The 20609-nt window shown below is 37.5% G+C and carries 14 protein-coding genes and 1 other RNA gene; 8 read left to right on the forward strand and 7 right to left on the reverse strand.

Annotated elements, in window-relative coordinates; genetic code table 11:
- Positions 1-12: 12 nt before the first annotated feature.
- From E4N74_RS05980 to dnaG, 5 genes are all read right to left on the reverse strand, one after another.
- Positions 13-948, reverse strand: a complete 936-nt coding sequence (locus tag E4N74_RS05980; protein ID WP_338113385.1) for a tetratricopeptide repeat protein — start codon at positions 946-948, stop codon at positions 13-15.
- Positions 949-963: 15 nt separating this feature from the next.
- An RNA gene (gene rnpB / locus E4N74_RS05985) (RNase P RNA component class A) lies at positions 964-1309 on the reverse strand.
- Between the two features lie 8 nt (positions 1310-1317).
- Positions 1318-2148 (reverse strand): zinc ribbon domain-containing protein, encoded by an 831-nt coding sequence (locus E4N74_RS05990; protein WP_044979484.1) that lies wholly within the window; start codon positions 2146-2148, stop codon positions 1318-1320.
- A gap of 46 nt (positions 2149-2194) precedes the next feature.
- Positions 2195-4054, reverse strand: coding sequence for an RNA polymerase sigma factor RpoD (gene rpoD, locus E4N74_RS05995; protein ID WP_044979485.1), 1860 nt, complete (start codon positions 4052-4054; stop codon positions 2195-2197).
- Positions 4047-5834, reverse strand: a complete 1788-nt coding sequence (gene dnaG / locus E4N74_RS06000; protein ID WP_145475263.1) for a DNA primase — start codon at positions 5832-5834, stop codon at positions 4047-4049. The genes rpoD and dnaG overlap by 8 nt, the downstream gene beginning before the upstream one ends.
- A 184-nt stretch (positions 5835-6018) precedes the next feature.
- On the opposite strand from dnaG, the gene E4N74_RS06005 reads away from it, so the two are divergent.
- The 6 genes from E4N74_RS06005 (at position 6019) to E4N74_RS06030 (ending at position 13213) form a co-directional block, all read left to right on the forward strand.
- Positions 6019-7767: a YifB family Mg chelatase-like AAA ATPase gene (locus tag E4N74_RS06005; protein WP_255819271.1), complete on the forward strand. Its 1749-nt coding sequence runs from the start codon at positions 6019-6021 to the stop codon at positions 7765-7767.
- A 195-nt stretch (positions 7768-7962) separates the two neighbouring features.
- Positions 7963-8523 carry a Panacea domain-containing protein gene (locus tag E4N74_RS06010; RefSeq protein WP_338113386.1) on the forward strand — a complete coding sequence of 187 codons (561 nt, stop codon included), beginning with the start codon at positions 7963-7965 and terminating at the stop codon, positions 8521-8523.
- A complete protein-coding gene (locus E4N74_RS06015) occupies positions 8516-8896 on the forward strand; it encodes a hypothetical protein (RefSeq protein WP_255806561.1) in 381 nt (126 codons plus the stop codon). The genes E4N74_RS06010 and E4N74_RS06015 overlap by 8 nt, the downstream gene beginning before the upstream one ends.
- 125 nt (positions 8897-9021) lie before the next feature.
- The gene (locus E4N74_RS06020) at positions 9022-10785 is read left to right on the forward strand and encodes a phospho-sugar mutase (RefSeq protein ID WP_255819273.1); all 1764 of its coding nucleotides are present in this window, start codon (positions 9022-9024) and stop codon (positions 10783-10785) included.
- Entirely contained in the window at positions 10785-11438 is a 654-nt protein-coding gene (locus tag E4N74_RS06025) for a 3'-5' exonuclease (protein ID WP_255819274.1), read from the forward strand. The genes E4N74_RS06020 and E4N74_RS06025 overlap by 1 nt, the downstream gene beginning before the upstream one ends.
- A gap of 29 nt (positions 11439-11467) precedes the next feature.
- Positions 11468-13213 (forward strand): ABC transporter ATP-binding protein, encoded by a 1746-nt coding sequence (locus E4N74_RS06030; RefSeq protein ID WP_255819275.1) that lies wholly within the window; start codon positions 11468-11470, stop codon positions 13211-13213.
- Positions 13214-13345: 132 nt separating this feature from the next.
- Here E4N74_RS06030 and E4N74_RS06035 read toward each other — a convergent pair whose 3' ends face one another.
- Positions 13346-15139: a M3 family oligoendopeptidase gene (locus E4N74_RS06035; protein WP_255819276.1), complete on the reverse strand. Its 1794-nt coding sequence runs from the start codon at positions 15137-15139 to the stop codon at positions 13346-13348.
- A 30-nt stretch (positions 15140-15169) separates the two neighbouring features.
- Positions 15170-15766, reverse strand: a complete 597-nt coding sequence (locus tag E4N74_RS06040) for a carboxypeptidase-like regulatory domain-containing protein (protein ID WP_255819277.1) — start codon at positions 15764-15766, stop codon at positions 15170-15172.
- 235 nt (positions 15767-16001) lie between these two features.
- On the opposite strand from E4N74_RS06040, the gene E4N74_RS06045 reads away from it, so the two are divergent.
- Together E4N74_RS06045 and E4N74_RS06050 are read left to right on the forward strand one after the other, a co-directional pair.
- Complete coding sequence (locus E4N74_RS06045) at positions 16002-19571, forward strand: helicase-related protein (protein WP_255819279.1); 3570 nt, start codon at positions 16002-16004, stop codon at positions 19569-19571.
- 16 nt (positions 19572-19587) lie between these two features.
- A complete protein-coding gene (locus E4N74_RS06050; protein WP_044979494.1) occupies positions 19588-20604 on the forward strand; it encodes a virulence RhuM family protein in 1017 nt (338 codons plus the stop codon).
- The last annotated feature ends 5 nt before the right edge of the window (positions 20605-20609 follow it).

Genomic DNA, 20609 nt, shown 5'->3' on the forward strand with positions numbered 1-20609 from the left:
TCCCCCAAATATTTATAAATTTAGCTTAGCCCGTGTCTTTACATGAAGCGGATCAAATTTTAATGCCCTGCGCCATTCTGCACGTGCCTTTATCATATCACCCTGAAGTTCATATATAACACCCAAACCGTAGTGAGCATCGGCAGAGGTCATATCCTTTTCGAGGATTGTATTGAATTCTTGTAATGCATCTTCTATTTTGCCTTCATCAAGAAGTAAACTACCTAATAAGTATCGGCATTTTAACTCTAAAAGTGTATCCTTTGTTTTATCGATTGTCTCAAATAAATATAACTTAGCATTTTGCTGATCCGAAACTTTGATATAATTTTCTGCAAGAGCGAAAAAAAGTAAATCCGAAGGGTTATCTGAAAGGGCTTCAGAAAAAGCATCTATGGCTCTTTCCGGTTCTCCCAAAACAGAAGCCGCCATTCCTCTAAACTCGGACAAATCTTTAAATTTCTCTCCGGAATTATATGCCATATCCAAATACTTTAATGCAAGGTCTGCATAATAATAACCCTTTTGATAATAAGCCTTCCCCAAAACATAAGCAATCTTAGCTTGCTGAGATTTTGACACACGATACAAGGCCTGCCTCAAATTCAAAATAGAATCATTTAGATAAGAATAACTTAAAGAAAAGTCGGTTTGCTCGGCAAAAATATAATAAGAGGCAAAACCTCTCAAGGCTAAGGCTTCACCGTCATATGCCCTCTTTTTTAAAATAACTTCGGTTTTTTGATATACATTTTCATAGTTTTTTTCGGACCAATCGGCATAAATTTCTTTCATAGAAGGAAGCCCCTTATAATTTTTTATATAATCATATAAAAGGAAAGAAGCCGTAGACAAACACAAAAATACAAGAAGAACTATAAAGAATTTCTTAGTTCTTCTTTTTTTTATTGAGAAATTTTTATTATGCCTATCTCTTCCAAATTCCATGTTATAATACCTTAAAAAAGGGATTAATAAGCCGGATTCTGTTTCTGTAAAACAGACGGAACCATCTTTCTTAAGCCTGCTTTACAACAGACTTTTATTGCGGTTAACCCGTAAATTAAGAATCGGAGATTCTTTACTGCTTAACCTTGCTCCCGATGAGGTTTACATTGCCGTTTCCGTTACCTAAAACGCGGTGAGCTCTTACCTCGCCCTTTCACCCTTACCGAAAAATGCGGCGGTTTACTTTCTGTTGCACTATCTGTAGACGAAAACTTTTATTTCCGCCCCCCGGCCGTTAGCCGACATCGTTTCCGAAGGAGTCCGGACTTTCCTCTGCAAACGCAGCGGTTCCCTTAATCCCAAAATTATTTAATCCTCGTCTTTACCGTTTTCAAAGCTCGAAAGGAATTCCTCATTTGACGAATCATCAATATCAAGCAATCCTTCCATATCGGAATCATTAAAATATGCATCCTGCTCAGTCGTTAATTCGGATTCTTCATAGAATAAAATACGGCTGCAGTAGGGGCAAAATTTTATATCATTACCCGCTCTGACTTCATTTACAAATTGAGCAGGAAGAATCATATGACAGCCCATACAAACATTTCCTTGAATGGAAACTATACCTACTCCCTGTTTATTTTTAATAATTCTATCAAATTTAAACATAGTCTCATCGCTTAAACCCGGGGACAGTCTTTTTTCTTCACGCTTTAATTCTTCAACTTTATTTTGTTTTTCAGTGACTTCAGAATCTAAAAGCTGTTTGTGCTCTTTAAGCTCATTTTCGGTTTGCTCGATAAGTTCTTCTTCCTGTTTAATATTTGTATCTAAAATTTTAAATTGGCTTTCAAGCCTTTGAAGTTCTTTTCTTATAGTTTCCGTTTTTGCAGTAGAATCATCGATTTCCTTTTGCAAGATTTCATATTCACGCTGAGTTTCAATATTATCCATTGCTTTTTCAGCCTTTTCTCTTTTTTGTTCAGCTTCAAAAAGATCGGCCTTTAAAACGGCAATACCTTTACGCAGCTCTTCATACTCGCTGTTCTTTTCAATATATCCGAACTTTAGTTTTTCCAAAAGCTCCTCTTGAGTAGTAAGAGCTTTAGGCGCATCCAAGATTTCGGTTTCAAGTTCATTTTTTCGAGCAAGAATATCCTGTAAAGCTCTCAATTTTTCCAATACATCATTATCCATAAATCACACCCCTTTAATTATCAAGATAAACGATTATCAATGATTATCAATTATCAAGATAGTCTTTTAATTTTCTGCTGCGTTTGGGATGGCGTAGACGCCTTAGTCCCTTTGCTTCTATTTGCCTTATTCTTTCGCGTGTTACATCAAAGTAAAGACCTACTTCTTCAAGAGTAAGAGGATAGCCGCCCTCAATACCGAAGCGCATTTTAAGAACTTCCTGTTCACGTTCCGGCAGACTTGAAAGTACCATTTCAAGCTGTTCCTGTAAAAGAGTAAGCTCTGTTCTATTTGAAGGGTTTTCAACCCCCTTATCCTCGATTAAATCTCCCAAAAGCGTATCTTCTTCTTCACCTATAGGTGTTTCAAGCGATATGGGCTCCCTTGCGACATTTTTAACCTGTTTAACCTTTTCGATTGACCAGCCGAGCTGCAACGCTATTTCATCATCATTAGGTTCGCGGCCGAGTTTTTGCATGAGCTGGCGGGATTCCCTATTTACCTTGTTTATCTGTTCAATCATATGAACAGGAACTCGGATTGTACGAGCCTGATCCGATATTGAACGCGTAATAGCCTGCCTAATCCACCAAGTAGCATATGTAGAAAATTTATACCCTTTACGGTATTCAAATTTTTCGACAGCCTTTATAAGACCTATATTTCCCTCTTGCACAAGATCAAAAAACTGTAAACCTCTGTTAATGTACTTTTTTGCAATAGAAACTACAAGGCGCAAATTTGCATTTATCAGTTTATCTTTTGCACTTTTAAGCATTCTCTGGCCGTTTTTTATTTCCGAAGTAAGCCCAATAACTTCATCGACTGTTGCCTCAAAATCGTATTCAATCTTGCGAATTTTACGGGTCAATACTTGAATTTGAGTATATATATCCTTTACCTCATTAGCGGAAATTTTAAGCTCTTTTTCAAGTTTTTCTCTTTCCCGAGGAATTGCAAGACGTTTACCAAGCTTTCTTAAATCGGCATAAGTTTTTATGCCAAGCTGTTTTTCTTTTCTTTCTTTTTTATTTTGATAGTCCCGAACTTTTTCCGTCGCTTCAATAAATCTGTCCGAAATTTTTTCAATTTCTTCCGATTCAATGTAAATACGTTTTAAATTATTGAAAATTTTTTTTCGTAAATTTTGAAGTTCAGGATTTTCCAAAAAACTTTCCAAAACTTCACGATCATAACAGTGCTTTTTTAAGGACATATATTGCTTTATTTCGGAATATATGTTCCTTAAACTATCGCCGTAAACCTGCTTGAGACGTTTTTTTTCGGCCATTTCTTCACTTAATTCTTTACGTGGTTTATTGGATTCTGCAGGATCCAGCTTTGAAAAGGCTTTTTGTCCGATTACAAAAAATTCGGGAATTAAAATACCTGAATTCTTTATAACCTTTTTTATGATAGCCTCTCCGTCTTCCATACTTTTAGAAAGAGAAACTTCCTCATCGGCAGTTAAAAGGTCTTCTTTGCCTATTTCTTGAAGATAAAGTTTAATCGGATCATCAACTCCGGCTTCATGAGAAGTTTTAATCAGCTTTTTTATCGGTTCATGCTGAGGCTTATCTTTTTCTTGATATAGAATTTCAATATCATCCGAGTAAGAAGTCTTTATATCATCAGAGTCATCTTCATACTCATCATCCAATAATTGATAGTCGTCATTCCCATTGCCTTGAAACTCGGATTCCGATTCCGAATTAGCTTCAGATATCCCTTCATTTTTTATTTGAACGCCGGCACCTTCCAAAATATCCAGAATATCCGGTATAGTTTCCGGAGACATTAAGTCTTCGGGCAGTAGATCGTCAAGATCACTCAATCCTATTGTGCGGTTTCTTTTGGCATATTCCAAAAGTTTAATAACCGCAGGATTCTTTTCGAGATCAGTCATACACCTTTCCCTTTAATTTTTTTAGTTCAATGTCGATACTCTTTTTTTCTTCCATAAGTTCTTTTGTCAAGTTTACGGTATCGGCACTTCCTTCTCCATGCAACAATCTCAGTTTGCCTATGATCTTGTCTTTTTGTTTTTGCAGAATATTTTGTTTTATAAAATTTATGCCGTCATTGACTACCTTCTCAGAATTGTCGGCGAATTCACCTTTAGAAATTGTTTGAGAAACAACATTCTTTAATTTTTCATCACCGCATCTGTGCATTAGATTTGCATAAGTATAGGCACCATCTCTATAACATTCTTCTAAAACAATGAACAACTGTCTGGCATAAAAATCCTCAAAATCATCAGAGTCCAATTGTGAACGCAACCGGGAAAACAGATCAGGGTTTGCAGCAACTGCAAGCACCAATCGTAACTCGCCGTTCATTTTTATATCTACCGGTCTTTGTTTTACTTCGTCAACCATATGCCTTAAAGCCTTTTTTTCGCGGTTAGCGTAATCGCTGAAAATAGATTGTTGACTGACACCAAAGGCCGATGAAAGTTTAGAAATTGAAGACTCTCTTTGAATATCGGATTCCAAGACCTCAATATACGGAAACAAAAAGGCTATAGCCCGTGCCTTCCCTTCCGGACTGCTTACATCAAATTTCATGGACGCAATTTGTATAAGATAATCATCGTCTAATATAGCACATTCCAAAAGAAATTTCAAGCCTTCTTTTCCTTTTTTTTGTAGAATTTCAGAAGGGTCTTTTCCGTCTTTTATGTATAAAACGCGTACATTTACTCCCTGTCCTCGGCAAAGTTTTATAGCCTTGTATGAAGCCTCCTGACCTGCCCGATCGGAATCAAAGGAAAGATAAAATGTTTCGGCAAAGGACTTTAAGAGTTTTACCTGCTCTTCGGTAAGAGCCGTCCCTAAGGGAGCTACGGCATTCTCAATTCCGGCCTGAAAAAAGGCTAAAACGTCCATATAGCCTTCACATAAGATTACCGACTTCAATTTTCTGATTTCGGGCAAGGCATGATGAAATGCAAAAACCGTTTCTCCCTTCTTGTATTGAGGCATGTCGGAAGAATTTAAATATTTTGCTCCCTCTCCTTCCAAAATCCGTCCTCCGAATGCGATAGTTTTACCATGTCTGTCACAAATCGGAAACATAAGTCTGTCGGAAAAAAAAGCCATATTTTTATACTTTTTAGAAAAAAGACCTGTTTTGGCTAATAAGTCTTCAGAATAGTTTTTTGACAATAAAAATTTATAAAGCCAATATCTGTCTTGAGGAGCATAGCCCAGATTAAATTTTTCTATTATTTCAGGAGAAACGCTGCGGGAAAGGAGGTAATCAAGGGCTTTTCTCCCTAGATGATTTTGAGTTAGAAGAAAATGGAAACTGCCCGCTACTTTGTCATAAAGCTCTAAAATATCATCCTTAAGTTTTGAATCTTCATCAGGAACATAGGTACCGCCTTCATAGATAACCTCGATGCCTGCATTTTTTGCAAGCCTCTCTACGGCTTCCATAAAGGAAAGTTTTTCCATTTCCATCAAAAAGTTGATTATTCCCCCGCCCTTGTGGCAGCCGAAACAATAATACATCTTTTTATCGGGAACGACATTAAACGACGGAGTTTTTTCGTTATGGAAAGGACAGCAGCCCCACCAGTTTGTTCCCCGTTTTTCCAAGCGGGTATAGTTCTCGACAAGGGATACAATATCCGTCATTTCGGTTACTGCATCGATTGTTTTTGAACTTATTCTAGGCATTTATCCCTCCTTAACTTTTATAAGCAAGAGATTTTACTATAAAAAGGCTTAAAAATCAAGGACTCGAAAATTTCGAAAAATTTCCTCAAAATTTACAAACTTTCTTAAAAAATCTTACTATATAAATCATTTTTTTTATAAAATAATAGTAGAAAAGTCTATCTGCTATAGGAGAGATGTAGAAATGGAAATTTTAAGTTTTTCGTCATTTGGGTATGAAGGAGAATTGATTAAGGTTGAGGCTGATTTAAGGCGGGGATTGCCGGTTATCGACATAGTGGGGCTCCCCGGTTCTGCCGTAAAGGAAGCAAGGGATAGGATGAGGGCGGCTATCAGAAATTCAGGACTTGAATTTCCTGTAAGCAGGATATTGATAAATTTAAGCCCTGCCGACCAAAAAAAAGAAGGAAGCGGCTTTGATCTTCCTATTGCCGTCGCAGTCCTAACGGCAAAAGAAGCGGAGAAAAATTCGGAAACAATTAAAGCAAAAGCCCAAACTATCATCCTAACAGATTATCCAAAAGATAGACCAACTGGTGTTCCAACGGATGATCTGACGGATGACTCAACAGACAAAAAATCCGTTATGATTATGGGTGAGCTTGAGCTTTCAGGCAGAGTAAGACCTGTAAGGGGTCTTATAGGAGCTATTTCGGCCGCCCGTTCTCAGGGCATCAAATATTTTATAGTTCCAAAAGAAAACGAAGCCGAGGCACTCATAGAAGACGGCATCAACGTATTCGGCGTATCGGATTTAATCGAAGCTTTAGAATTTTTCTACAAAATAGAAAACGGAGAGCTCAATAAAAAAAATCATATCGAAAAAAAAGAGACCTTACACAATACAGGCACAGCGCCTCTTTTTGTATGGAGCGGTACGGAAAAACAGGAAGATTTCGATTTTGAAAAAGATTCAAAAAAAGGACTCGGCTTGGTAAGAGGCTTTGAAGATATCCGCGGGCAGGACGGCCTAATCCGTGCACTTGAAATAGCGGCGGCAGGAGGGCATAACCTGATAGCCTACGGCCCTCCAGGTTGCGGAAAAACCCTCTCTTTGAGCCGTTTTCCACTTCTCCTCCCCGACATGGATGAAAAAACCTCCATGGAAACAACCCGCATTTACAGCATCGCAGGCCTTTTACCTCAATCCATTCAAAAGGATAGGCTCTTAAAAAGGCCTCCCTTTAGAAGCCCATCCCAAAATGCAAGTATGGAGGGCATCATAGGCGGTGCCGGAAAATGTATGCCCGGTGAAGTCTCCCTCGCTCACGGGGGCGTTCTTTTTTTGGATGAAGCGGCTCAATTTAAGGCAAGCGTTTTACAAAGTTTGCGCGCCCCCTTAGAAACAGGAAGCGTAACCTTAAGCCGAGCCGGAAGAAGCAGCACCTTCCCTGCCCGCTTTCAACTCCTCCTTGCAATTAACCCATGCCCTTGCGGAAACTTCGGAAGCTCAGGAAAGGTCTGTACCTGCCTCCCATACGAAATCGAAAAATATTGGAAAAAACTCACAGCTCCCCTCTTGGACAGAATAGATATAAGAGTTCCGGTTATGCCGCCCAAGCCTGAAAATATTTTAGCGGAAGCAAAATATTCTACCGAAACGATGAGACAAAAAATAAAAAATGCAAGGCTCATTCAATGGGAAAGATTAACATTCGTAAACAGGGAGAAAAAAGTGCAAAACATAATTTATGAAAACGCAAAGCTCTCACCGCAAGAAACGGCTGAAGTTTGCAAAATGAGCTGTGAAGCGGAAAGATTTTTTTCTGCAATTGTAGAAGCAAAAAAACTTTCAGGCAGGGGAAGCCATGCCCTCTTAAAAATATCCCGCACAATTGCCGACATCGAATCGAACCAAAATATCTCATTAGCCCATATCGAAGAAGCGGCAGCCTTAAGACAGTGGATAAAGTATCTTCCGGATTTTTTATAACCGGTTTTGACAAACCGGTTTTATTGCTGGGATTTTTTTACATTTTAAAAATAATCGATAAATAATTTATAGAGCAGACATTTAGAAGTAGATTAAGAGTTTGACTAGACAATAAAGAGCTTTTATATGGTAATAGTAAAAAAAGTATTGACAAAAAGCGGTCTAGGTGTTAGATTAAAAATAAGGGGGTATTTTATGAATATACATAAACTTATTGAAGTTGTAAATTATATGCTCAAAAAATATGAGTGTCGGCTCAATTATACAAAGCTTCTTAAAATGCTCTACCTTGCAGATCGTCAATCATACAATGATACAGGCTCTTCTATTACGGGCGATACCTACACAGCCCTAAAAGCAGGTCCTATATTATCAAATACATATAATCTTATCCGTAATAAAGGCAAGCAAAACGATCAGAGCCTATGGAATAGCCGCTTTTTAAAAGACGGGTGCGACCTTGTGGCGCTAACAGATAAGATACCCTGTAATACACTATCCGACTACGAAAAAGAAGTTTTAGATGGTATCGACTCTAAATTTCATAATTACACATTTACAGATCTTATCGAATATACTCATGCAAACTGTCCCGAATGGAAATCCCCTAAAGATTCCGCCATTCCGATAAGTATTGAATCTATTCTGCAAGCCCTAGGCAAAAGCCCCGATGAGATATCTTTTCTTATTGAAGAGGAACTATCTTTTGCTCAAGAAGAAGCTGCCCTTGCCCAACTATCGGAATTAAATGCCTAAAAAAACAGCCTTTTTAAGCAAGCCTGAAAAATCTAAATCCGGCGAAGAATTTCGCCATTTGCGTATTGTAGTCTCCGATTCCGATAAAAATAATGAGCAAATAGTGGTATCCGTTACTTCTTTAAAATTTGATAATCAAGATACAAGCTGTATAATACATCCAGGTGAGCATCCTTTTATAAAGCATAAATCTATCGTAGATTTTAAACGTACAAAAATTATGTCCACAATAGATATTATAAACGGTATCAATAAAGGCTGGCTAATAAAAAAAGAAGATATATCTGATACACTTTTAACAAGAATACAAAATGCCTTAAAGCAATCTAAATTTATATCTGCCGAGATTAAATATCTTTTTCCGTATCTGTAACAATCCAAGCAATAAAGCAGATTTTTTGAAGTACTTATTATAAGCTTGTCAATACTTTTTTCGCACCCTTGCAGGAAACCTTTGAACTGTGGTATAATTATAAAGTTATAAACGGAGGACTTTTTATGGATAAAAATGAAATATTAAATAGAGCAAAAAAATATGTTTTCGAAGAAAAGGAAGTAAAATTCGCAGAAGAGGTTAAGGCTTTAATCGAAAAAAACGATGAAAAGGAATTGTATGACCGATTTTACAGGGACTTGGAATTCGGAACGGCTGGTTTAAGGGGAATCATAGGGGGCGGCACAAACCGCATGAATCCTTTAGTAATAAAAAATGCAACCCAAGGACTTGCGGATTATCTGATTGAAGCAAAGCCTGACAAGGCTAAGGCCGGCTCTTTAAGTGCAGTAATTGCCTACGACTCAAGACGCTTTTCGGATGTTTTTGCAAAAACGGCTGCTCTGATTTTTGCGGCAAACAATATCCGCTGTTACCTTTTTTCGAGCCTCAGGCCTACGCCGGAACTTTCTTATGCCATAAGGGAACTCGGCTGCGATACGGGAATTGTAGTAACAGCCTCGCACAACCCTCCGGAATACAACGGCTACAAGGCCTACTGGTCGGACGGAGCCCAGATTACCCCGCCCCATGATTCCGGCATCATTAAAAAGGTAGGCGAGGTTTCTTCAATCAAAATGATGAGCGAAGAAGAAGCTCTTAAAAATGGAAAGCTCGTAATAATCGATAAAGAAATCGATGAAAAATACTGGGCTATGCTTAAAAAGAAAATCAGCCGTCAAGAAATTATTAAAAATATGGCTTCCAAGGTAAAGATAGTTTACACTCCCCTTCACGGAACGGGAGCTATGCATGTCGAAAAGGTTCTGGGAGAAATGGGCTTTAATGTTATAAGCGTTCCCGAACAGCGTGAACCTGACGGGAATTTCCCGACGGTAAGCTATCCCAATCCCGAAGACCCGAAAGCCTTAAAGATGGCCATGGATTTGGCTATAAAGGAAGGAGCCGATATTTTGATGGCCACCGATCCCGATGCCGACCGCTTTGCCTGTGCGGTAAAAAACGATGCAGGCGAAATGCAGCTTATAAGCGGCAACCAGATGGGAGCCCTCTTTGCGGATTATATCTGTCTTACATTAAAAGAACAAAATAAGCTGCCTCAAAATGCCGCAATAGTACGCTCGATAGTAACCTCTCCCTTAAGCGATTTGATTGCTGCCTCTTACAATGTGCAAAGCGAAGAATGTCTTACCGGCTTTAAGTGGATATGCAGTGCTGCCGAAAGGATGGTAAGCACGGGCTCCCACACCTATCTTTACGGTTATGAAGAAAGCTTCGGCTACAACTTCGGAACCGAGGTAAGAGATAAGGACGGTATTGCCTCTTCTGCAATTTGTGCAGAGATGACCCTCTATTGGAGGAGCAAGGGAAAGAGCCTCTTAGACAGGCTGAATGAAATCTTTTCTAAATTTGCCTTCTACGGAGAAAAGACCATCAACATGGTATACCCGGGAGCAGAAGGCTTAAAGATTATGCAGGATATGATGCTCAGGGTGAGAGAAAGAAATTTAAGTGAAATTGCCGGTGTGAAGGTAAAAACCATCAGGGATATTCAGGAAAGCACGGAATATTCTCCTTTAGAGCCGGCCAAAAAAACTACAGTTACTTTACCTAAAAGCAATGTTCTTCAATATTATTTGGAAGACGGCTCCATAATCTGCATAAGGCCCAGCGGCACCGAACCTAAGATAAAGATCTACATAATCCATTCCGAAAAGGTTGTTTCATCGGTTGAAGAAGCTAAAAAACAATCGGATAAAAAGATTGCCGAATTCGAAAAAGAATTTAACGGGGTACTAAACGCATAATGAGCTCTTACGATTGGATTAGTGCCGTCTATGATAAGGCGGTTTTTACGGCCTTCGATACCGAAACAACGGGAACGGAGGCCAAGGCAGAAAGAGTTGTCGAAATCGGCTGCGTAAAATTCGACATTCGCGGAGTTATCGCCCGCTACAATGTTCTGATTGACCCTGAAAAACCAATGCCTCCCGAAGCGGGCAAGGTAAATCAGATAACCGATGAGATGCTTGCAGGTCAGCCTAAATTCGCAGAAGTTTTGCCCGACTTTTTGGACTTTATCCGCAACACGGTTTTGGTAGCCCATAATGCAAGCTTCGATATAAACTTTATAAACTGCGAGCTTGAAAGGTGCGGCAAAACAAAGCTTACAAACAAGGTCTTTGACACCTTAACATTTGCACGCGAAACCCTTCCAGGCTTACAAAGCTATGCCCTGCAAAACCTTGCAATACAGTTCGGCGTTCAAGCAATAAACGCCCACCGAGCCGAGGACGATGCCAGAGTCTGCATGGAATTTTTTAAAATAGCCGTAAGCCATTTTTTTGAAAAAAACAAGGACATGCTTGACTATTATAAAAAGGATGTCGATATTTCGGAGTACCTGAGTACCAGAGATCCCGAAACTGACGGCGGAAAATTGGTTCAAAATTTGTTTTAATTAAACTAAGAGGATGATATTTAGTATTTATGATTAAAAACTTTTTTCGTCTTTATTTTAAGAGTTTATCGGTTGTGTTTAAAGCCGATAAGCTTCATTCCATTTTGCTTTTGACAGTAATTCCGCTTCAAGCACTTATGCCTTCACTTCTTATTTATTCTGCAAACAAAATCATAAATGCCGTAGCGGAAACAAACATAAATGGGGTTATCTTCATTTTAATTGTGTGGGCCGCCGCTTTTTTGTTATCAAATATTTTACAGCCCGTATATACCACTATACAGGGCTTTTTAACCGACAAACTTACACTGTATTTAAATACTTCGCTTATGAATAAATCGAGAACAATATCGGAACTTACAGTTTTTGAAGATAGCTCGTTTTATGATGACATTGATATTTTATGCCAAGAAGCAAGTTGGCGCCCCGTAAACTTACTCGTTTTCGGTGCAAGTATAATAAGCTGTATCATCACGGCAGTTTCTATGCTTGTTTTACTTGCCGATTTCAGTCCATTTATTTCACTTTTAATGTTTATCGCAATTATTCCTCAAAGCATTGTTTTTTATAAAATACAAAAAGAAGCCTTTGAAGTGTTAGTATCAAATACACCGGATTCAAGAAAGCTAAGTTATTACTTAAGTTCATTACTTTCAAAAGAGAATATAAAAGACGTACAGTTATACGGTCTCTATGATTTTTTCATAGATAAATACAAAGACACCTTTAAAAGAATAAATAAGGGAATAAAGTTAAACCGTGTTAAAAAACTTGCAGCTTCCGTTTCATTTTTAATTGTGAGTACGGCAATCAGTGTATTCGTCTTTAATACGATTATAAAAGGCACATTTTCCGGAACCTTTTTGGTCGGAAGTATTTTAATTTTTTCGTCAAGTATCTTATATACAACGCAAAGCATTTCCCGTTTGGTAGAAGATTCAAGTTTATTGTATGACACGCTTTTATATATGCAAAAGTATTTTGATTTCATCAATTTACCGCCGAGTAGTAAAGGGCAAAATAAAATAATTAATTCAAACTTTAATAAAATTATTTTTGATGATGTTTCATTTAAGTATCAATCGAATGAAAATTTTGCTTTACAAAACATTTCTTTTTCAATTACTAATGGTGAAAAAATTGCAATCGTAGGTGAAAACGGAAGCGGTAAAACCACGATGATGAAATTGCTTTGTAAATTCTATAAACCTTCTTCAGGTGCAATAAAATTTGATGGAACTTCAATTGAAGACTATGATGTTATTGAGTATAGAAAAATTATCGGTGCTGTTTTTCAAGACTATGCAAAGTTTGATTTAACGGTTCGTGAAAATACGGCTCTTTCCGATTTAAAAAAAATTACAGATGATGACGAAATTTTGCTTGCTTTAAAAAAATCCGGTTTTGATGAAACCGAAAATTTAGAACAGCTGTTAGGAACTCAATTTGAAGACGGGCGGGATTTATCGGGCGGTCAATGGCAAAAGCTTGCGATAGCCCGTGCGTTTTTCGGCAATTTTGAAATTCTTATTTTGGATGAACCGACGGCTTCTCTTGACCCTCGCTCCGAATTTATCATTTATGAAAAATTCTTGGAGCTGACAAAGGGTAAAACCGTTTTCTTTGTTACGCACCGTTTATCGACTGTAAAAAAAGCTAATAAAGTTTTAGTTTTGCAAAACGGTGAAATTGTAGGCTTTGACAGCCACGAAAATTTAATGCAAACCAATGAGTATTATGCCGAACTTTATACTATGCAGGCAAGTGCATTTTGAAATTTTCTATAATAAAAAAATATATAAAGACTTATGAAAAACTCGACGGGCATATACAAAAATCCAACAAGGTTTTTATATATGCCCTAAAATCAATCGAGGCTTATAAATATTTTATCAAAAAGATAAGGCTTATTTTTTCTTTGCTTTTTTTACGAGCTTTTCAAATTCGCTTATCTGATCCGTAAAAATCTTTATGCCTTCTTTCCAGAAGTCCGGAGTTTCGATATTAAAGCCTGCACTCTTTGTTACCTTAACGGCATCCATCATACCGGTCTTTCTTAAAATATCCTCGTAAACGGAAGTAAATTTTTCTCTTTCCTTTTTATAGCGGTTATAAAGACCGAGAGCAAAAAGCTGTCCGAAAGCATAGGGGAAGTTATAAAAGCCCAAGTCGGCAGAATAATAATGTCCCTTAACAAGCCACATATATGGATGAAGCAATTTAGAATCAAGCCCGTTTCCATAGCTTTTCTTTTGAGCTTCAAGCATCAGACGGCAGCAGTCTTCAGCAGTAAGTTCATGCTTTTCCCTTTCTTCCATAAAGGAGCGTTCAAAATAAAAACGCGAAAGAATATCGATCAATACCTGACAACCGTCTTGAAGGTGAATTTCCAATAGAGCCGTCTTTTGCTCTTCATTCATTTTTTTAATTTCGCTTTCAAACAAAATGGTTTCTGCAAAAATCGAAGCGGTTTCGGCAAGGGTCATAGGATAGCTTTGATTTATCACCGGCATGTCCTTTACAACATTAAAGTGAAAGGCATGTCCCAGTTCGTGTGCAAGAGTGCTGACCGAAGAAAAAGAGCCGTCAAAGTTACATAGAACTCTAGGTTCCTTTGTTACGGGGAAATGAGTACAATAGGCTCCGCCGACCTTGCCGTTGCGTACCTCGCCGTCTATCCAGTTGGAGGCAAAGGCCTTTTTTGCAAAGTCTCCCATGTTCTTTGAAAATGAAGAAAAGTTTTCGATTACCAAGGCCTTTGCTTCTTCCCAAGTATATGTAGGAAATGATTTTGAAACCGGGGCAAAAAGGTCATAAAAAGGCAAGTCCTTTTTGCCTAAAAGCATGGCCTTAGCCTTTAAATACTTTCTCCATGCAGGAAGAGAATCTTCGATGGCGGAAATTAAGGAGTCAAGAGTTTTTTGAGTTATATTTGCCTGCTTTACAGATTTTTCGATTGTGCCGCCCTTCCAGTTACGCCTTTTATTTAAGGTTATGGAAGTTCCTTTTACGCCGTTCAAGGCTGCGGCAACGGGCTTTTCGATAGACTTGCAAAGCTCAAGTTCTTTTTTAAAAGCATTTTCGCGGACAGCCTCATCCTTATCGTAGGCCATCGCTCTAAGCTGAACCAAGGTTTTTTCTTCCTTAGTTTTTTCATCCCAAATACATGAAGCTGTGGAAGTCATCGTGCTCTGTAATTTGCTCCAAGCCGAAGCACCGGAGCGGGCAAGATCGGCAGCCAAGGATTCCTCTTCTTCGCTCATCTGTTTTTTTTGCCAAAACAATGTATCTTCCAAATAAAAAGAAGCATATTTTAAATCCTTGTCGTTTTTTATCAAGGCCTTTACCTCTTTAGAAACGGAAGCCAAGATATTCGAAAAGCGCACTCCAAGGGGCGTAAACGGAACAAAGAGAGCCGATATCGAGTTAAGCTCAGATAAAGCTTCCTTGTTTTCGGTATCGGTTGTATACACGGCCGAAGCATAGGCATAAAGAGTTTCGGCTTCGGCATTAAACTCGTTTAAAATGTCCAAAGCTTTTACCAGCCATTTTTTTAAGTCCTTTCCTGAAAAAGCCTTTAAGTGTTTTTCAAACTTGGAAGTCAATGCAGGAATTTTCTTTTTTGATTCCGCATATTTTTTTGATTTAAAATCGGGATAAATATTTTTTAAATCCCATCTCGGTGCAGTTTTGTTTTGCATTAGTATCTCCTTATAAAATTTGTAGAAAAATTAAAGTTTAAAGAATATTGAAGCTTCTCCATAATCTCCGTTCCTATCGGTTATGCTAAGTTCAAGTTTATTCTTACCGGAAAATTTTACCCCATCCGTTGAAATCTGTATAAGAAAGGATGTCATTTGGGCATCAGGAAATTGTTCTTCAACACGCGAAAGAGTCAATATTTCGCAAAATTCACCGTTTACAGATACGGTTAAAGATTCTTTACCTATATCGGGAACAATATTTTTTTCGTTTGCCTTAAACTTACTTAGGCTCATGGGTCTAAAGTAGACCATTAAATAGTTACCTGCTCCCTTAACTTGAAAACAGTGTAAACCGTATATCTCAATCACATCCATTTTAGGATTAATTTCCAAATCCTCATCAAGGTCTATATTTTGACTCCAGTATTCAAGATAATTTTCTTTGTACTCTTTTACAGCAATAAAAAACGGATAATACTTCGGCTCAGCAGATAAATTGAATTTTCCTTCATTATTTGTTTCATCGGAATACTCAATTTCGAATTTATTGTTAAGGAGGGCTACGAGGGCTTTTTCAAGAGGATTGTCATTCTTATCGTAGACCGTTCCGTATATTTCTTTCATAAGTCATTCTCCGGTTTAGCTATAAAAGCTGATGTAATTGTATAATATAAGCACGCTTATGTCAATAATACAGTAAACCGGCGAAAATTAATAAAAATGAGCTTTTAATTCGTATGTGCGGTCTTTTAAATTTATCCATACTGTGATATACTGTACCCATTGTAGAGGCTTATATGTTAAATTCAAAAGATACGATAAAATTCATCCTGAAAGACAGAAATGCGTAAAGGAAAAAATGCAAAGTACGCTGATTGACAATTCCGAACATTTAAAACTGACTGATACACTCAAAGAACTGATCAACATCCCCGGTATTACCCGCATTGACATTGCAACCGGCTACTGGGATATTCCCGGCACACAGCTGATTGCAGAAGAACTTCGGGCATTCTTAGAACGCTCAGAGGATGCGCACCTGCGTATACTTATCGGGAAGGATCCGTATCTTTTTGCGCAATACAGTGCCGACGTTAAATATAAAGACGCCGATTATCCTCAAGATTTTATCAGAACCGATCTTGCCGATTTAAAAGTGAAATCGGAATATATTCCCGCTGTGCAGCTTTTACTGGACTTTTGCAAGGAGCAGCATGAAGGTCAACATGACCCCAAAATAGAAATTCGTATTTTCCGCGGTCTAAGCGCGGATGATAAGCAGCAATTCTTCCATTCAAAGTGCTATATTTTTTACGGTGAAGGAAGAGCTTTCGGCATTATAGGCAGCAGCAATTTTACAGGAAAAGGATTACAGGAAAATTCCGAACTGAATTATTTGGAAACGGTACCCCAGATTATCACTGCAAAACCGGATGAAATAAACAGGTCGAAAGGTCATATCTCATGGTTCAATGAAAAATGGGCATTAGCTTCCGATTGGACGCAGGAGTTTTTAGAAGAAGTGCTAAGAAAATCGGAGATAGGGATAGAAAGTGAAAAAACAGAACGCCCCTCACAATCTCAACATGAATTACCGTGTACCATCCTTTCTCCCTATCAAACCTATATTAAATTTTTGATCGATCAGTTTGATGAAGTAATAAACGGAGACGGCAAAATCACTCCTGATGAATATATCCCTCATGATGAGGAGTTCAAACAGCTTACCTATCAAAATCAAGCTGTCAATCAAGGTTTTGCAATTATGAAGAGGCACCAAGGCTTTATCCTTGCCGATGTAGTCGGACTAGGAAAAACTTTTACTGCATTGATGATTGTGAAACGGCACTTGATAGAAACGAACTTTACTCATCCGGTGTTAATTATCACCCCGCCAGCTATTCACCAGAGTTGGCTCGATTCAATCAACTATTTCGACAAAAACGAAACTTCTCAGAAAAAAATTAAACAGCGTATTAACCTTACCACAATCGGGCGTCTTGATGACAGCGGAGAAAGTGATGATTATGCTGACGGAAATGATTTTGATTTAGTATTAAAAAAAGAACAATACGGAATGATTGTAGTTGACGAAAGTCACCGCTTTAGGAACAGCAATACGCTCATGTATCAAAAACTTGATAACTTAATAGGAAGTATAAATCCTCAGCCCTATGTTATGCTTCTTTCGGCAACCCCGCAAAATAATGCTCCGTATGATCTACGGAATCAGATTTATTTATTCCAGCGTGAACATAAAAATGCAACCCTGTGTAACCTCGGCGAATTTGGAAATGATCTTGAACGCTACTTTAAAGAAAAACAAGACCGATACAAGCAGTATATTCAACGGTATAAACTTATGAATGGGATAAAAATTCAAAAGACACCGGAAGAATTAGCTCAAGATAAAAAAAATCTTATTGCGGACAATAAAGATATACGGAAACATATTGTTGAACTGTTAATAATCCGCCGAACAAGAACGGATATTGAAAAATATTATCAAGACGATGTAAAAACTCAAGCATTGAAATTTCCTAAAATAAATAAACCGATTGAAATACCCTATGAGATGAAAGGCGAATTAGGAAATCTTTTTAACAGTACGATAAATATTATTGCCCCGCAAGTTAGTCAAATTGATACGGATGAGGCTGGAAATCAGATTTTTTCACTCGGTACGGAAGCAGGAAAAGACGGCCTCGGTTATTACCGCTACAGAGCGATTGAATTTCTGAAAAACAAAGAGCATCGTGCATTATACGAAGTAAAAAATTTAACGGTAAGTAATACGGCGGAACGGTTAGCCCAGTTGATGGAAATGTTGCTGGTTAAACGGCTTGAAAGCAGCCAAGCAGCCTTTAAAGAATCTTTGCATAACTTATCCCGCTATACTGAAAATATGATTAGGATGTGGGAAGTAAATCGTATTTTTATTTGTCCCGATTTGGATGTAAATAAAGAACTCGGCAATAATGCTATTAAAAACAACGATGAATTTAAGCAGTGTCTTGACATGCTAGCAGATAAAGCGAAAAAAGCGAATAAAAGAAATTCCGGCAGCGAATATGAAGGTTCTAATAAAGAATATAAAAGAGCTGATTTTGATGAAAGCTATATAACCTTGTTGCGCAATGATTTACAGCTTATCAAAAACTTATGTTCAAAATGGGATGTTCAAACAGCTGATCCTAAAATGAGTACTTTTATTTATGAAACAGCTAATCAATTCTTAAATAAAAGAAGAAATAAAAATAGAAAGTTAATTATTTTTACCGAATGTATTGCAACTCAAAAAGCATTGGTTCAAAAATTATACGAAATGCCGATACCGCATTGCAATGTTCTTTCAATTACGTCAGCAAATCGTGATGATATGAAAGATATTATTGCGGCAAACTTTGATGCAAATTACAAAGGTGAAAAACGTGATGATTACCAGATACTTATTACCACCGATGTCCTTTCCGAAGGCGTAAACCTGCACCGTGCTAATTCAATTTTAAATTATGACTCGCCGTGGAATGCAACGCGGCTTATGCAGCGGCTTGGGCGTATTAACCGTATCGGTACGGAAGCAAAAGAAATATGGAATTATAATTTTTATCCTTCAACATTGGGTGATGCACAAATAAATATTAAGAATAGAACATATATAAAATTGCAAACCTTTCATGAATTATTCGGTGAAGATTCACAAATTTATTCAACAAAAGAAGAAGTAAGGCATTTTGATCCGGTAATATACGAAACATCCGATGATGAAGAATCTCCGCTTATGCCGTTTATTGCAGAATTACAAACATTTCAAAAAGAGCAGCCGGATGAGTATGCCAAACTAAAATCGATAGACAAGCCTGTTATTTCCGCCATACAAAATCAACAACACGGATCATTTGCTGCGATGCACGAATATAACGATCGGCATGAGTATATGCAATCATTATTATATTTTTCGTCCAACATTAAGACTCAGCAAGTTAGCCAACTGGAGTTTTTTGAAGCCTTAAAACCGCTGATACAACTTGAGACACAACAGTCTGAAATAAAGATAGATACCATAACAGCCTGTAAAAGATCGATTATGGAATGCTATGAAAAAGATAAACAAAACTCAGCATTGATTATTAGGCAAAGAAATAGCAAACAGAACAAAGAGATAACGCAAGCGCGAACTAAAATACAAGAATTATACACAAGTATTAACTCCGTTGAATTGCATAACATGCTCGATGCCATTTCTGATGCCATTATGCACCATAATTCGGCATTAGCAAAAAAAGTATTAAAAATAGACTTTGACAATACTGGGCTATTCGATAATAAGGCAGATGTCATTAAAGAACTCTATCAATTAGCGCATCAAAATAAACCTGAAACCGATACATACACTGCATTATCAATAGCACTTATAACGGAAAGATAGAGAGGAAAAAACTTGTATGCTAGAAAAAAAAGATGAAATAATTATTTATAATACTGAAGACGGTAAGACCAATGTAAAATTATACGCACATGACGGTATGATATGGATGAATCAACAGCAGATTGCTTTACTTTTTGAGAGTTCTAAACAAAATATCAGTTTACATATTGCAAATATTTTCAAAGACAAAGAACTGGATAAAAAAGCAGTTGTCAAGGATTACTTGACAACTGCCTCTGACGGCAAAAACTATGAAATTACGTATTATGCGCTGCCTATGATTTTAGCTATTGGTTTTAGAGTTCGCAGTAAACGCGGCACACAATTCAGGATGTGGGCAAACCAAAATTTGACTGAATTTTTACATAAAGGTTTTGTACTAGATGATGACCGCCTTAAAAATCCGGATGGAAGACCTGATTATTTTGACGAACTGCTGGAGCGTATTCGTGATATACGAGCATCTGAAAAACGCTTTTATCAAAAAGTTCGTGATTTGTTTGCCCTTTCTTCTGATTATGATAGTTCGGATAAAGCAACTCAAAATTTTTTTGCTGCTACTCAAAATAAGCTCATTTATGCAGTTACACATAAAACTGCTGCTGAACTTATTTTAAGCCGTGCTGATAGTTCAAAGCCTAATATGGCATTAACAAGTTGGAAAGGTAGTATTGTTAGAAAACAGGATATCTATGTTTCAAAGAATTATCTTACAAAAGATGAACTTGATGTATTAAATCGAATTGTCATTATTTTCTTAGAGACAGCTGAATTGCGTGCAAAGATGCGCAAAGATTTGACAATGCTTTATTGGAAAGAAAATTTCGACAAAATTTTAGTTGATAATGGCTTCTTACTGTTAAATGACAAAGGCGTTCGTTCTCATCAACAAATGGAAAAGAAAGTTGAATCCATATATCTTGAATTTGATGCAAAGCGTAAGGCTTTTTATGCTTCTGAAGCCGACAAAGCGGATGAGCTTGAATTAAAGTCTCTGGAAAATCTGGAAAAAAAACTAAAAGAAAAGAAATAATATTG

Source organism: Treponema putidum (assembly GCF_024401155.1).
Taxonomy (GTDB): Bacteria; Spirochaetota; Spirochaetia; order Treponematales; family Treponemataceae; genus Treponema_B; species Treponema_B putidum.